General features: G+C 53.9%; 15 protein-coding genes and 1 pseudogene. 15 read left to right on the top strand and 1 reads right to left on the bottom strand.

The window, feature by feature from the left end:
• Positions 1-30: 30 nt before the first annotated feature.
• The gene (locus L1S32_RS00280) at positions 31-258 is read left to right on the top strand and encodes a hypothetical protein (RefSeq protein WP_278155387.1); all 228 of its coding nucleotides are present in this window, start codon (positions 31-33) and stop codon (positions 256-258) included.
• A 142-nt stretch (positions 259-400) separates the two neighbouring features.
• On the opposite strand, the gene cobS is transcribed toward L1S32_RS00280, so the two are convergent.
• Positions 401-1126, bottom strand: coding sequence for an adenosylcobinamide-GDP ribazoletransferase (cobS, locus tag L1S32_RS00275; protein WP_278155386.1), 726 nt, complete (start codon positions 1124-1126; stop codon positions 401-403).
• Positions 1127-1273: 147 nt separating this feature from the next.
• Between cobS and cobT the strand changes: the two genes are divergently transcribed.
• The 14 genes and pseudogenes from cobT to L1S32_RS00205 all read left to right on the top strand — a co-directional run bounded on the left by cobT (position 1274) and on the right by L1S32_RS00205 (position 13576).
• The gene (gene cobT / locus L1S32_RS00270; protein WP_278155385.1) at positions 1274-2284 is read left to right on the top strand and encodes a nicotinate mononucleotide-dependent phosphoribosyltransferase CobT; all 1011 of its coding nucleotides are present in this window, start codon (positions 1274-1276) and stop codon (positions 2282-2284) included.
• 10 nt (positions 2285-2294) lie between these two features.
• Positions 2295-3242 carry a hypothetical protein gene (locus L1S32_RS00265; RefSeq protein ID WP_278155384.1) on the top strand — a complete coding sequence of 316 codons (948 nt, stop codon included), beginning with the start codon at positions 2295-2297 and terminating at the stop codon, positions 3240-3242.
• Positions 3243-3302: 60 nt separating this feature from the next.
• Positions 3303-3863, top strand: a complete 561-nt coding sequence (locus L1S32_RS00260) for a GMP synthase subunit A (protein ID WP_278155383.1) — start codon at positions 3303-3305, stop codon at positions 3861-3863.
• Between the two features lie 5 nt (positions 3864-3868).
• Complete coding sequence (locus tag L1S32_RS00255) at positions 3869-4411, top strand: YkgJ family cysteine cluster protein (protein WP_278155382.1); 543 nt, start codon at positions 3869-3871, stop codon at positions 4409-4411.
• Entirely contained in the window at positions 4404-5612 is a 1209-nt protein-coding gene (locus tag L1S32_RS00250) for a TraB/GumN family protein (protein ID WP_278155381.1), read from the top strand. The genes L1S32_RS00255 and L1S32_RS00250 overlap by 8 nt, the downstream gene beginning before the upstream one ends.
• A 48-nt stretch (positions 5613-5660) precedes the next feature.
• Positions 5661-6173 (top strand): nitroreductase family protein, encoded by a 513-nt coding sequence (locus L1S32_RS00245; protein WP_278155380.1) that lies wholly within the window; start codon positions 5661-5663, stop codon positions 6171-6173.
• A 65-nt stretch (positions 6174-6238) separates the two neighbouring features.
• Entirely contained in the window at positions 6239-7525 is a 1287-nt protein-coding gene (locus L1S32_RS00240) for an orotidine 5'-phosphate decarboxylase / HUMPS family protein (protein WP_278155379.1), read from the top strand.
• A 141-nt stretch (positions 7526-7666) separates the two neighbouring features.
• On the top strand, positions 7667-8209 hold the full coding sequence (locus tag L1S32_RS00235; RefSeq protein ID WP_278155378.1) for a manganese efflux pump MntP family protein: 543 nt from the start codon (positions 7667-7669) through the stop codon (positions 8207-8209).
• Positions 8210-8481: 272 nt separating this feature from the next.
• Positions 8482-8763, top strand: a complete 282-nt coding sequence (locus tag L1S32_RS00230; protein WP_278155377.1) for a hypothetical protein — start codon at positions 8482-8484, stop codon at positions 8761-8763.
• A gap of 197 nt (positions 8764-8960) precedes the next feature.
• Positions 8961-9092, top strand: a complete 132-nt coding sequence (locus L1S32_RS00225) for a hypothetical protein (RefSeq protein ID WP_278155376.1) — start codon at positions 8961-8963, stop codon at positions 9090-9092.
• Positions 9093-9688: 596 nt separating this feature from the next.
• The gene (locus L1S32_RS00220; protein ID WP_278155375.1) at positions 9689-9892 is read left to right on the top strand and encodes a type II toxin-antitoxin system HicB family antitoxin; all 204 of its coding nucleotides are present in this window, start codon (positions 9689-9691) and stop codon (positions 9890-9892) included.
• Positions 9889-10095: a type II toxin-antitoxin system HicA family toxin gene (locus L1S32_RS00215; RefSeq protein ID WP_278155374.1), complete on the top strand. Its 207-nt coding sequence runs from the start codon at positions 9889-9891 to the stop codon at positions 10093-10095. The genes L1S32_RS00220 and L1S32_RS00215 overlap by 4 nt, the downstream gene beginning before the upstream one ends.
• Positions 10096-10985: 890 nt before the next feature.
• Positions 10986-11838: pseudogene (locus L1S32_RS00210) on the top strand (IS5 family transposase).
• Between the two features lie 139 nt (positions 11839-11977).
• Entirely contained in the window at positions 11978-13576 is a 1599-nt protein-coding gene (locus L1S32_RS00205; RefSeq protein WP_278155373.1) for a PEGA domain-containing protein, read from the top strand.
• Position 13577: the final 1 nt, after the last annotated feature.

The following is a 13577-nucleotide window of genomic DNA, read 5'->3' as shown; positions in this document are numbered from 1 at the left end:
GTCACATGTGCCGAGGAAAGAGAAGTTTCCGTGTACAGTAAATGTGCATTCTGTGTTCACTGTGAAGGTGTCGTCGTCGGCCGCCGCGAAATGCCAAACCCGCAGAAAAAAGCGATCGCTGACATGAGATTCGGCGGAGGGGGGGATGAAGGGCTCCAGAACGCACAGATGACCTTCAACCTCTTTATCAGGGACGGAAGCGCCCTCCTCTGCAATGACGACAAGAACGAAGGGTTCCAGTCACTCTATTCCTACTGAATCGTTCATTATCCCAATCTTTTTTCCGAGCTGGCCTCTTTGCAGCAAACACTGGTTCAGCCCTTCCACGGGACGGCCGGGCCGGCACTGCTGCCATACAGCAATGCATCCGGGTTTTTGCACTGTGCCCGGACAGTGTAGTTCAGAACCCCGTGACCGCAAGGGCAAGAAGCACCATACAGCGCGTCAGTTCATGGGAGGCTCCGACGATATCCCCGTTCACGCCGCCAAAGAGACGCCGGGTCACCGCCATAAGGACAGCAGTGGTGAGGAGCGCTGCTGCTGCTGCAACCCCCACCGAAACCGGACTGACCGGCAGGAGAATAAGCGGCACAACCAGCAGGAAGGAGAGGGGTATGAACCACCAGCGCGCGAATGTATGGATATAGGAGAACATCCCGTCACGGAATGGCTGACCTGCGGCGATAAAGATGACCTGCACCATCTTCCCCATCACCTCTGCAATGAGAATCGCCCCTGCAATCCAGGTGACGGTGGTGAGGCCCGCATAGGTGAGCAGCATGACGACCACTGCCGCACCGACCGCACCCGCCCCGAGCGTCCGGTCCGTGAGGGCGATCACCCGCTTCTCCCTGCTCCCGTGGGCCATCAGCCCGTCGCCGAGATCGCAGAGGCCGTCAAAATGGTTGAACCCGGTCAGCACCAGCACGACTGCCAGTGCAACAGCACCGGCGATCTGCGGTTGGACAAAGAGTATGGAAATGAGCGCAGCAATGCCCCCGATCAGGTAGCCCGAGAGCGGGAGGATATAGGCATGCCGCGCAAAGGCATCGTAGTCCGCATGTCCGCCCATCGGAAGGATGGTGGTAAACTGGAGCATCGCACGAAGCGCTTCGGTGATTCTCATCGTATTATCCAAGATGGACTATCACGCTATAACTGCCTTTGTATCCCCGTTTCACCAGCAAAGCAGGCTTGTTCCGAAAACAAATATAATTGCGTTAATTACTCTGATTTGTAACTGTTAATATCTCATTCAACCAACAGTCAGGCAATGAGCATCATTTCAGAGAAACCTGACATCACCTTCTCGCGCCCGATGATGGGCGTGGTAATCGGCAGCACCAGAATATCCACCGTTCCGGGGATTTCTGCTGCCGGGCCGACACCGGAGCTCACGCTTGCCACATCTGTCCTGGACGGGGAGATTATTGTCAACGGAAAAATAACCAGCGCCCCGGTCGTGCCCGTCAGCCCCACCGGATGTGCCACACCGGCCACCCTGACCCGTGCCATGGCCGAACTCTGCGGCCTTCAGCCCTTTGTGGTGAACGCAGGTGTCGCATACCCGCCGTCATATCCTGCACTTGATGTCTACGGCGCATGCGGAGGGGACCCCCGCGAGGGCGATGCAGTTCCCGACGCCGAGGCACTGTATATCCGGGGACAGACCCTCGGCACCCTCCTCGGTCAGCACTCTGACTTCCTCCTGTTAGGAGAGAGCGTCCCCGGCGGCACCACCACTGCACTCTGTGTGCTGCGGGCGCTCGGCTATTCTGCCAATGTGAGCTCCAGCCACGTGGAGCACCCGGCATCCGTAAAAGAGGAGATCTGCGCCGCGGTGCTGAAACGCATCGAAGACGAGGGCATCACCGACCCACTCGCCATCATCCGGGCGGCAGGAGACCCGATGATGCCGGTCTGTGCAGGCATCGCCTCCACCTATCCGAACACGCTGGTCCTCGCGGGCGGCACCCAGATGCTTGCAGTCGCGGCACTGGTGAAGGCCCTTGGCGGCACCCCGCCCCGGCTTGCCACCACCGTATATGTCCGGGACGACGTAAACGCCACCTTTGAAAAGACCGCCGCAGAGATTGGCACCACCGCATGGTTCGTGGACCCCGACTTCGGCAATATCGGCCATCCCGGCCTCGCCCGCTACTGTGCCGGTGAAGTAAAGGAAGGCGCAGGTGCCGGCGGCGCCCTCTGGCTGGCATCCACGATGGGCCACCCGAAGGATGCCATCTGGGAAAAGATACGCGAATTTATGAAGGATTACTCCTGAACACAGGAGTATGCCCACCCCGCATGGCTTCGTGGTGCTTCTTGGCTCGTCCCGCCTGAGCCTCATTCCCGGACTCTCCGGGGCGGGCAGGACACCTGAGGACACCTGGCAGACACCGGGCCGGGACGCTGCTTTTGTAGCAGGCTCCGGCCCCCTGCCCCCCTGCCTGACGGTGGCCGGGGTGACACGGGCGATGTGCACGCTCACCGGCATCACCCCTCTTTTTTTCCGTGCCGGGTATGCAGGGAGCCTCCCCGTTTCTGCACCCATGCTCTCACTCACACCGGCAGGCGATCCCCGTGACGGCCCGTCGGTGCCGGATGCAGAGGAAATTGTCAGGAGAGCCGCAGACGCCGGCGCCGCCCTTGGAGAAGACTGCCGTACCCTCTGGGTGGGCGAGTGCATTCCCGGCGGAACGACTCATGCACTCTGCATCCTCCGGGCATGCGGATTCAAAGGCAGGGTCAGTTCTTCTGCAGACAGAGATGCTGCCGCCGAAAAGGAGGCCCTCTGGGAGAAAGTCCGGACACGCTGCCCGGACATCTGCTCCCTCCGGGGCGCTGCCCTTGTCCGGGAGACCGGCGATCCGGTCATGGCCGCGGCACTGGGCCTCATACAGGGATTTCCTGGTGACATCGTCCTCTGCGGCGCGACCCAGATGTGTGCGGTGGCCGCCCTGGCAGATGACAACAGCGGCCGCATCACCTGTGCGATGACCGACCGTGTCTGGCAGGATGAAGCAGCAGACGTGGCAGTCATTGCCGGGCAGGCGAACCTGCCGGTGACCGTCTCCCCCGTCCCTGCCCGGTTTGTGCAGGCGCCGTCACCATCGCGTGCCTGCATCCGGCTGGTAAAAGAAGGGTTCGGTGCCGGCGGCGCTCTTGCCCTGGCACGCCGCCGTGGGTATTCAGAAGAGGAGATTGCGGCAGCTCTGGCAGCCACTATACGCTACCCCTGAACGGTCGTTTCTGCCGTACGTCTGAAAAAGATATACCCTCGCACAACAAATCACTATAAAATGCATCCCATATATGTGGTCAACAACTTTGGCCAGTTTAACCATCTTATCCTCCGGATGCTCAGGGATCTCGATATCGACGCAAAGATGATCAAAAACGATGTCCCTGCAGCAGAGGTCAGAGAGTCCTGCCGCGGCATCATCCTTGGCGGCGGTCCGGACATCAATCGGGCAGGCAATGCACCGGAATATGTGGAATCCGGCCTTCCGGTCCTCGGCATCTGCCTGGGCCTGCATATCATATCCACCGCCCGCGGCGGCTCCATCCGCCCCGGTGCATCCGGCGGATTCGGCGGCATAGAAGTCACCATCCACGACCATGACACCATCCTCGCCGGGTACCCGGACACCATTCCGGTCTGGGCATCCCACGGGGATGAGGTGTCCGTGGTGCCGGAAGGATTCAAAGTGCTTGCCACATCAAAGATCTGCGGTGTGGAAGCAATGGCCCATGAGACGGAGCCCATCTTCGGCATCCAGTGGCATCCGGAAGTCAGCCACTCGGTCGACGGAAAACGGGTGTATGAGAATTTCAACGCACTGACCCTCGACCGGGCCTGAATGTGATGGCAGATACCCGCCGCCTGGCAGAGGAGATACGCGCCACCGGGTTTACCTGCCTGATGTGCAGCGGATGCTGCACCAGGGGGGAGGATGACGGCATGCTTGTTCTGGTAAGTGCTCCGGAAGTCCGGAGAATTATGGAGCACACCGGATATGCATGGGACGATATTGCAGAGCCATATCCCGAGTGGCTGCCGGCAGAGGGGGGCGGAGGGTTCACGCTTGCGTGGTGCCTGCGCCGGACAGAGGAAACCTGCATCTTTCTGGATGAGAATAACCGGTGTACTATATACCCGGTACGCCCCCTCATCTGCCGGACCTACCCGTTTGCACTGGAAGACGGAGCGCTCTCGGTGTATGCATGCCCGGGCATCGGGCAGAAACCGGCATGCAGTGAGGCGGAGACGATTGCAGAGGAATGCATCAGGCGTGAAGCGGCAGAGGCAGAGGATGCAGAACGCACCAGAGAAATATTTATGGCAATGAAGCTGGGGCCGGACGAATGTGCCGTGGTGGACAGTGAAGGAGTGAAACGCATTGGGTGAAGTAAAGATTATCGGGACGGCCCATGTCTCGCAGAAGAGCGTTGACGAAGTAACCGACGCAATAGAGACATTTGAACCGCAGATTGTCGCCGTGGAGCTGGACCGGGGCCGCCTGATGGTGCTGAAGGGTGAAGCGGCGCCGCCGTCTGTTGATGAGGTCATCAAAGGCGGGAACTTCTCCGCCATCCTTGCCCAGTGGCTGCTTGCCTATGTCCAGCGGCGCATCGGGAAAGAGACCGGTGTCTCGCCCGGCGCAGAGATGATGACCGCCGTTGAACTGGCTGAGGAGCGGGGCATCCCGATTGCCCTTGCCGACCGTGACATCCACATCACCTTCAGCAGATTCTGGCACCTGATGCCCATTACCGAGAAACTGAAGATGGTGTATGCACTTGTGGGGTCAGTTTCAGGCGCCGGGAAGGCAGGCGAGGAGTTGGACATCGATTCGATGACGAATCAGGATGTTATTTCGGCTGCGATGGAGGAGTTCCGCCGGTTCGCACCGAAAGGTGCATCAGCACTCATCGACGAGCGGGACGCCTATCTGGCCCATGCCATTCACGACCTCGGCAGGAGATATGACCGGGTGCTTGCCGTGGTCGGTGCCGGCCACCAGGAGGGGATTGCCCGCTACCTGGAACACCCGGAAACCCTGCCCACCAAAGCCAGCCTCACCGAACAGCCGAAGACATTCCCGTGGGGAAAAGCCATTGGCTTTTTTGTCCTTGCAGTCTTCGCCTTCTTCCTTATCCTCATTGCATTCTCCGGCGCCGGTCTTGATGTGCTCCTCTCCGCGATGATCTGGTGGGTGCTCATTAACGGCATTCTCGCCGCAATCGGGGTCTTTGCCGCAGGCGGACATCCGTTTTCGGCACTGACCGCCTTCGCGGTGGCATGGATGACGTCTCTTAACCCCTTCATGGCAGCCGGATGGTTTGCCGCCATCACGGAAGCGAAAGTCCGCCGCCCGACGGCCGCTGACTTCAGCCGGATTGCAGAGGCGGATGATCTGGAACAGATGCGCAAAAACCCGCTCTTCAAGGTAGTGCTGGTGGCCGCTCTCGCCAATATCGGGAGCATCATCGGGACATTTGTCTATATCCTCTTCATCATGCCGATCCTCGGCATTGACCCGCGGGACATTCTCAGTGCCGGACTCACCAACCTGATGGCGTTTCTGGGGGGCATCTTCCCCTTCTGACGGCCACTTTTCGCGAAGCATATATTGGTGATGACTGAAACTTAGGTTATGAATCTTGGAACAACCATCATCAAGGGCCGGCGCAGTATCCGGAACTACAAGGATGAACCGATCCCCGAGGAGGCAATCGAGCAGGCAATGGAGTGCGCCCGTCTGGCACCGACCGCCCGGAACGGACAGCCGTGGCTCTTCGGGGTCACCACCAACAAGGAGACGCTGGCAAAGCTGGGCGAACTGGCAAGCCACGGGAAGTTCATCGCGAACGCTCCTGCCTGTTTTGCCATCTTCGGTCTGCGTGACGAGAAGTTCTATGTGGAAGACTGCAGTGCTGCCACCTCAAACCTGATCCTCGGACTCTGGGCCTACGGAGTTGCATCCTGCTGGGTCGCCGGTGACAAGATGGAATACAATGAGGCCGTGCGGGAACTCATGAAGGTCCCGCCGCAGTACACCCTCGTATCACTCATCCCTGCAGGATACCCGGCCATGGGAGAACGGATGGTGGCACCGACGAAGAAGCCGTTTGACGACGTCACCTTCAAAGACACCTACACTGAGTAGGTACACATCCCTGCCCGCTAAAGAATACCAAATCTTTAATTTTTTTGCATTCCAAGAGAATGGATATGAATTCTCCCCATCTGCAGGTCGCCCTGGATATCCAGGAGGCCGGCCGTGCAGTGCCAATCGCACTGGAGGCGGTTGCAGGCGGTGCCGACTGGATTGAGGCGGGCACCCCGCTCATTAAAAGTGCCGGTATGGACGCAGTCCGCCGCCTCAGAGAGGCGTTCCCGGACAATGAAATTATTGCCGACATGAAGATTGCAGACACCGGCACCATCGAGGTCGAGATGGCGGCAAAGGCCGGTGCAAGCATCATCTGTGTGCTCGCAGATGCAGATGACGCTGTCATTCAGGATGCGGTGCGGGCGGCACGCCTCTACGGGGTGCGCCTGATGGCAGACCTCATCAATACCGGAAACCCGGCAGAACGGGCCCGTGAACTTGAGGCACTGGGGATTGACATCATCAACGCCCACGTGGGTATCGACCAGCAGATGATCGGCAAAAGCTCTCTTGATACGCTCTCTGCCATCATCGGCGAGGTGACCATACCGGTGGCGGTGGCAGGGGGGCTTGATGCCGCAACGGCGGCACAGGCGGTGGCGGCAGGTGCTGCGATTGTCATTGTCGGCGGAAATATCGTCCGGTCCAATGACGTGACCGGCTCTGCGGCACAGATACGAGCCGCAATCGATGACCCGTCGATTGTGCCGCCGGAGAAAAAGTCCACCGGGGAGGAAATCCGTGCACTCTTTGCACAGGTCTCGGCGCCCAATGTGACCGATGCGATGCACCGCACGGGAGCGATGCAGCGTATCGTCTCCATCTGCGGAAGGGTGCGGATGGCGGGTCCTGCGGTGACCGTGCAGACCTTCGGCGGTGACTGGGCAAAACCGGTGGAGGCGATTGACGTGGCGCAGCCAGGCGATGTCATCGTCATCAACAACTCCGGCGACTCCTCGGTATCCCCCTGGGGCGAACTTGCCACCCTCTCAGCGATGAACCGGAAGGTGGCGGGCATTGTCATCGACGGCCCGGTGCGCGATGTGGACGATATCCGGGAATACGGCTTTCCCGTCTTTGCAACCGGCGTGGTGCCGAACGCAGGGGAGCCGAAAGGGTTCGGCGAGATTGGTGCCGGTATCACCTGCTGCGGGCAGACGGTCCGGCCCGGCGACTGGATTGTGGGGGATGAATCAGGCGTTGTGGTCGTGCCGCGTGAGCGTGCCTATGAGGTGGCACGCCGGGCGCTTGAGGTCAACAAGACCGAACGGCGCATCAGAGAGGAAATTCGCCGGGGCGCCACCCTTGCGGCAGTGACAGAACTCCTGAAATGGGAAAAGAAATAATTTTTTCCGGCCGGAACACCGGCCACATTCTTTTCGACGGCCTGATGAGAGGGGCAGAATAAACAACCCAATATACCGTGATGTCACAGTACTGAGCAGACACATGGGACAGACACTTCATTCATCAGGAGAGGCATAGGTTTGCAGGCACCTGAACTTTTCATTATCGCCATCGGCCTTGCGATGGACGCATTCGCGGTCTCTGTTTCAGCAGGCATCACCACCAGACGGTCGCTTGCCAAGACGGGAATGCTGGCGGCAGCGGTCTTCGGCGGATTTCAGGGAGGCATGGCCATTCTCGGATGGTATGCCGGCAGTGCCGTCTCCGCGTTTCTCGCCGGCTACGGCCCCCTTATCGCATTCCTGATTCTCGCCGGCATCGGCATCAAGATGATCTATGAGAGCCGGCAGGAAGGGACAGGGGAAAGCCCGATTGAGACCGTCCCGGCCCTTATGATTATGGGCATTGCAACATCGATTGACGCACTCTTTGCCGGGATGGGGATCGCCCTTCTGGGGGAGACCGTGCTCGTTCCTGCGATTATCATCGGCGCGGTGACCGCTATCCTCTCGTTTGCAGGCGTCTTTGCGGGGAGAAGGATCGGCCACCTGATCGGGGAGTATGCCGAGATTGCAGGGGGCGTGATTCTGGTGGCGATTGGGCTGAAGATTTTGTTTTTGTAATAGTGCTTCCCCACGATGCGGTGGCCCCCCTTTCTTCATCGACTCACAGGCATGGGGGGTGAATCCGGCACCGTTCAGGTGATGCCCTCGCCGACGGAGGCCAGAGTGTATGTCGATAATGATTATCGGGGCATGACTTCATCCACCGGAGAACTTATACTGCCAGACGTTCCCAGCCAACACACCCCGGAACGGCACGCATTGCTCGTCGGGGAGAACGAAACCGCAGAAGAAACAACCCGGCAGATGATACCGAACGGGGAGGTGCGGACATGCAGCCCGTAGACGCTGGAAAAAGAAAGGGCAGCCCCACCACAAGACCCTGCGCCAACAGTGAAATGTCAGGAACTGCCAATGAACAGTCGGCGGCTGACAAGATAAACATCACGGAGGCTCCACGGACAGATATCCGGGCCGGACCGGTCACGCTCTATCTCATCCCGCAGACCATCTCCGCGGAGATTCACGTACACGGCGGGCCGATCTCCGGGAGAACGGTTCTGCATTTTATGGTCTCCATGAGCAGGGCGACCGGATATCAGATAAAATGGTGATGGAATATGCGTTCGGTCCATTTGCCATACTGATTTTAAATATGCCATTAATGGCGCTTAAATATTGAAAATAGCAGTTGAACAGGTCAGCTATTCGTTTATTCCAAGCTTTTCAAAGGGGGTACAACGATATTGGTTAATAAGAAGAAAAAAATAAATATAACCAGGCAAAGGCCTTGCGAGGTAACTGTATGGCAATGAGTAAGAAACAACTGGAGAAGCAGAACAAAGCGAAGATGGCCAAGGCAGAAGAACTCTCGAAACAGGCGGGTGCGGGGAGCGAGGCGGCCAAGAAGAAGCTCAAGAAACTCAACAAAAAGATTAAGTGAACCACCCAAAATTCCCACATTATTTTATTTCTCTTTTTCTTTCAGGGGCGAATCAGACGGATATCACTGTACAGGTCGCAATATGCCCGTTTCCGGAGGGGAGCGAAAGGCTTGGGTTTCGGCTCTGCTGCATTCCCCAGGATTGCAAAACAGACTGATCCGCTTTCGTAAGGTCAGGGAGGACCATTGCAATTTATTCTCCTTGACCCGACAGCGATTCCCGCGAGACGCGGTGGTTGGCGCTGATGAGGGCTGAGCTTTCCTGAACCGAACGAAAACTGAGAGAAACGGGGAGGAAATTCCTTTGTTTATCACCTTTTTTGAGGGGCTGTATGTGTACCGGAACGAGTATCCACCCAGTTTCGACTCTCCCCTGATTATTCCCGCTCATTGCTGCATGAGCAGGCAGTGCGTGCCGCCCCGAGTATCTGAAGGGTCAATCCCTTCCGTCCATGCACCCTTCACCCGCTGAAAGGATGCAGCCATCGGTCGCAACAATAAATTGACCGATAGAAATCCATTCTCAATTGAGTGTTTTCCGGGTGAATAGCTGCACAAGGACACTATTATATTAACCCCACCAATATGAGTATATCATGAAACTAAAAGTGATCATCCATGAAGCAGAAGAGGGTGGTTTCTGGGCAGAAGTTCCTTCAATTCCCGGCTGTGTGACCCAGGGAGATACCTTTGATGAATTACTGGCCAATATATACGATGCAGTTGAAGGATGCCTCTCAGTAGATGTACATGACATCGATCTCTCCGGAAAGAGCAGGGTCATGGAGATTGCTGTGTGAAACCAGTCAGCGGCAAGAAATTCTGCAAAATACTCGAATCAGATGGATGGGAGCTGAAACGAATAACCGGCAGCCATCACATCTATGCCAAGTCCGGAGATACAGCCCGGATTACAGTTCCTGTTCACGGAAATACTCCATTAAAGATCGGGTTGCAGAAACATCTGATGAAAATAGCCGGTATTGATGAGTCAGAACTTTAAGCTGAAATAATAGTTGCATCCCTTCAGACACAACGGTTCCATCAGGACAAAAATCCAATTTTTTGGGTGCAGATTATTGGTTCAGATTATTGACAAAAAGAGGATAGCCTCTCTGCACCAGTGCAAACCACCAATCCCACAGCATGCCCCATATCTCGTCCTAATACGAATGATGCCATCCAGGCCAAATTTAGACATGAACGGACAAGTAGACCCTGGCTCGTATACGTGACCCAATGATTACCAACAACATGGATATACAACCCCTGTTTTTGCAAAAACGTGGCCCATATTGACCTCCTTTCCCAACACATGATGGCGCGTCAAAAATACGGCCATTTTGTGCATTATTTCCAATATTGAGCAAGAATTCCACACTAATAACGGTGCACCATTGCCACTCTATTTTGGGAGGATGGATTGGTAGGGTCCGGGTAAGAACGGGCCACTCCGGGCCGCTGTGTGGATGCAATTTTTCTGGACACAGATACATTTTGGGTTATTAATGCGTTGTTAGATCTGATGTCGGGATTTACCCCAAAGTTATGCGAACCATACCCTACAACTACATGAGTGAGGAAACAGCATATCCAGTACCTAACATTACTGGAAAATGACCTTCATTCCCTGACTGAGAAACGGAAGATGAAGGCAAATAGTAAATAGAATAATGATATCACACATTCGGAAAATTAACGCTCATTATAGGTCAGAAATATCTCATTTCTCTTTTCTGAGGAAACTTCTACAAGGCCAAATATTGGCTATTTTTTGGTTTAAGCAAAATTGGGCCTTGTAGAAATCCTCTAAGAAAAACGCAACCGAAAGATCGATCGTACGGGAACTCCAGTGTTATTTAACCACAAATACACTCCGGAGTTCCGTAAATAATGTCTGAGAACAGGTACATCAATCTTGTGAAAACCTCTCTCAGTGTAATCCAAAATTCTCATATACCTCTCCACTCTTCCAAATATTCGAAGAAGAAATATACCCAACACCAGCTTCTGACCCTGATTATTTTGAAGGAAGAAATTGGTATGGATTATCGCGATTTTACAGAATTAATGGAGATATTAACTCCAATACAAGAGGAGCTTGAATTGAAAAATGTCCCTCATTTTACTACACTCCAAAAATTTATGACGAGAATACCCTCCCTTTCACTCAAAATCATTCTGAAATGTGTGATTCGAATAGTGCATCAAAAAGGAGAGATGATAAAAATTACATCGATTGATTCTACGGGATTTACCCAGCTCATATGCAAGTCACTACTATTCGAAAAGGATCAATAAGACACGGAAAAGTTTCATCCAAGCTTCAATTGCTGTGGATTCGGACAAAATGACAATTCTGGGCTGGAAGTTTTCAAAAGTACCGGTCCATGACTCACAGCATGCAAAATCCCAGATAAATCAGGTCATGAGGATCACCAGATCAGAGTGCTTTACAATGGTTAAAGGATACGATTCAGAGGATATTCACAAAAACATTAGAGACACTAAGGGCACCGAATCAGTAATTTCTGTTCGAAAATGGAATGGAAATATTTACTCCGGAAAATATCGGATGGAGATGTTTGAGCAATTTAATCAGGAGAAGTACGGACAGAGAAATATGGTGGAAACGGTCTTTTCAATTCTTAAGAGAAGATACGGGGACACTGTTCGATCGAGAAAATATTACAACCAGATGAAAGAAATCAAGATCAGAATGGTCCTCCATAATATAACTCTTTGAAATAATTGGAAGGTTTTCTACAGAGCCGTTAATTCTGCTATATTGACGTCGCAATATCTGTGATGTTGGCCGAATCGGAACACACCAAAATACTGGACCGCTCATCAACCAGGAGTCCGCACCCACAGGTACCCTCTATGTGTCTTCCAATCCATATCCTGCCGATATCTATGTTGACGACATCTACTGCGACGGAACGAATGACCATGTCTATGATCTTCTGGCAGGACCCCATTCTGTAGGTATCATTAAGGATGGGTACAATTATGCAGAAAATACCGTAGATGTTGTCAGTAATCAGACCACCTATGTCCACTTCAACCTGACCGATGAATCCGGCACCGTTCAGGTGATGTCCCCGCCGACAGAGGCCAGAGTGTATGTCGATAATGATTATCGGGGCATGACTTCATCCACCGGAGGACTTGTACTACCAACCGTTCCTATAGGCGAACATCAGATTACCGTTACAAAAGACGGCTACGCACCATATATTGATAACGTGACGGTGGAAAAAAACCAGACCGTCTCCGTCACCGCGACGCTGAACAACGATGACGAGGAAGGAGACGGCCTTCTGGATGATTACGAAGAGAACGGCTTTAGAGATGGATTCGGCAACCATCACACCACCGACCCTACACTCATCGATACTGACGGCGACGGACTGGACGACTGGGATGAGGATTATCTAGAAACAGACCCATTTAATCCAGACACCGACGGTGATTTCATTTCCGATGGTAATGATGATGCTCCGTTGACCCCGGCCTACATAACAGTTCCTGTCAATTGGTTAATCGAAAAACGGGATGCAACGACCGGAGCCATATTTGGAGAGACGGGGATCAAAGGTGGATCGATGAACTGGCTGGTCGGCGATGAGGTTGCATCATCACCAGCGTATTTTATAGGCTGGATGGCATCAGGATACTATGTTGTTGGCGATATTCGAGATACTGTTGAGGCACTTTATCAGGGCGACAGCGTAGGGGCTGGCTTAAACACCCTTGGTATTGTTCCATTTATTGGGGATAGCGAACGGTCAGTAAATGCCCTAAAAAAAGTTGTGACCAGATATTCGGATAGAGCTGCCAATCTGGGACGATATTTAACAAAACAAAATATAATTCAGAGTATTCCAAGTGAATCCCTCCAATTATATGTACTGGATCACTGTTTTGACGGAGGCGCGACAGCGTTACGGAATATAGATGTTCCGATGACGCGGATACTTGAGGTCGGTAAAATCGACGGAATCCATCTGGCAAGGCACGCTGAAGCGTTAGGGATTGTTCAAGGTTCCTCACAATTGGTTAAAAGCGAAGGGGATATCGCGGAGATCATTGCAGAGAAGACCATATTGAATGATCTGTATCCGAATTCAATGTATACGTTCTACTCCAATGTAGAATTAAGAAATGTAAACAATATGGTACTCGGTGAAATCGATACTGTTATTGTAAGAGATAACGCTGTCAAAGCAATCGTACAGACAAAAATGGGACGAAATGCAGCTAAACACGCAAAGGATCAACTCAGCCGAGACATGGCTGTTATCAATGACCAGGAACGATTTATTTCAACGAGCATACCGGATCTCCTTTCAACCGCACAGTTCAGAATGGCCGAGTTAGAAACGGTTGCTATCGGTCCGAAAGACGGAAATGGATTTGATCATGTTCTCGATTATACAAACCGTGAACTACATGAACTCTACAAAACAATCGGAGTATAAG

Source organism: Methanogenium sp. S4BF (assembly GCF_029633965.1).
Taxonomy (GTDB): domain Archaea; phylum Halobacteriota; class Methanomicrobia; order Methanomicrobiales; family Methanomicrobiaceae; genus Methanogenium.
The sequence above is the reverse complement of the archived record's forward strand: the minus strand, read 5'-3'. Positions and strand labels throughout refer to the sequence as shown.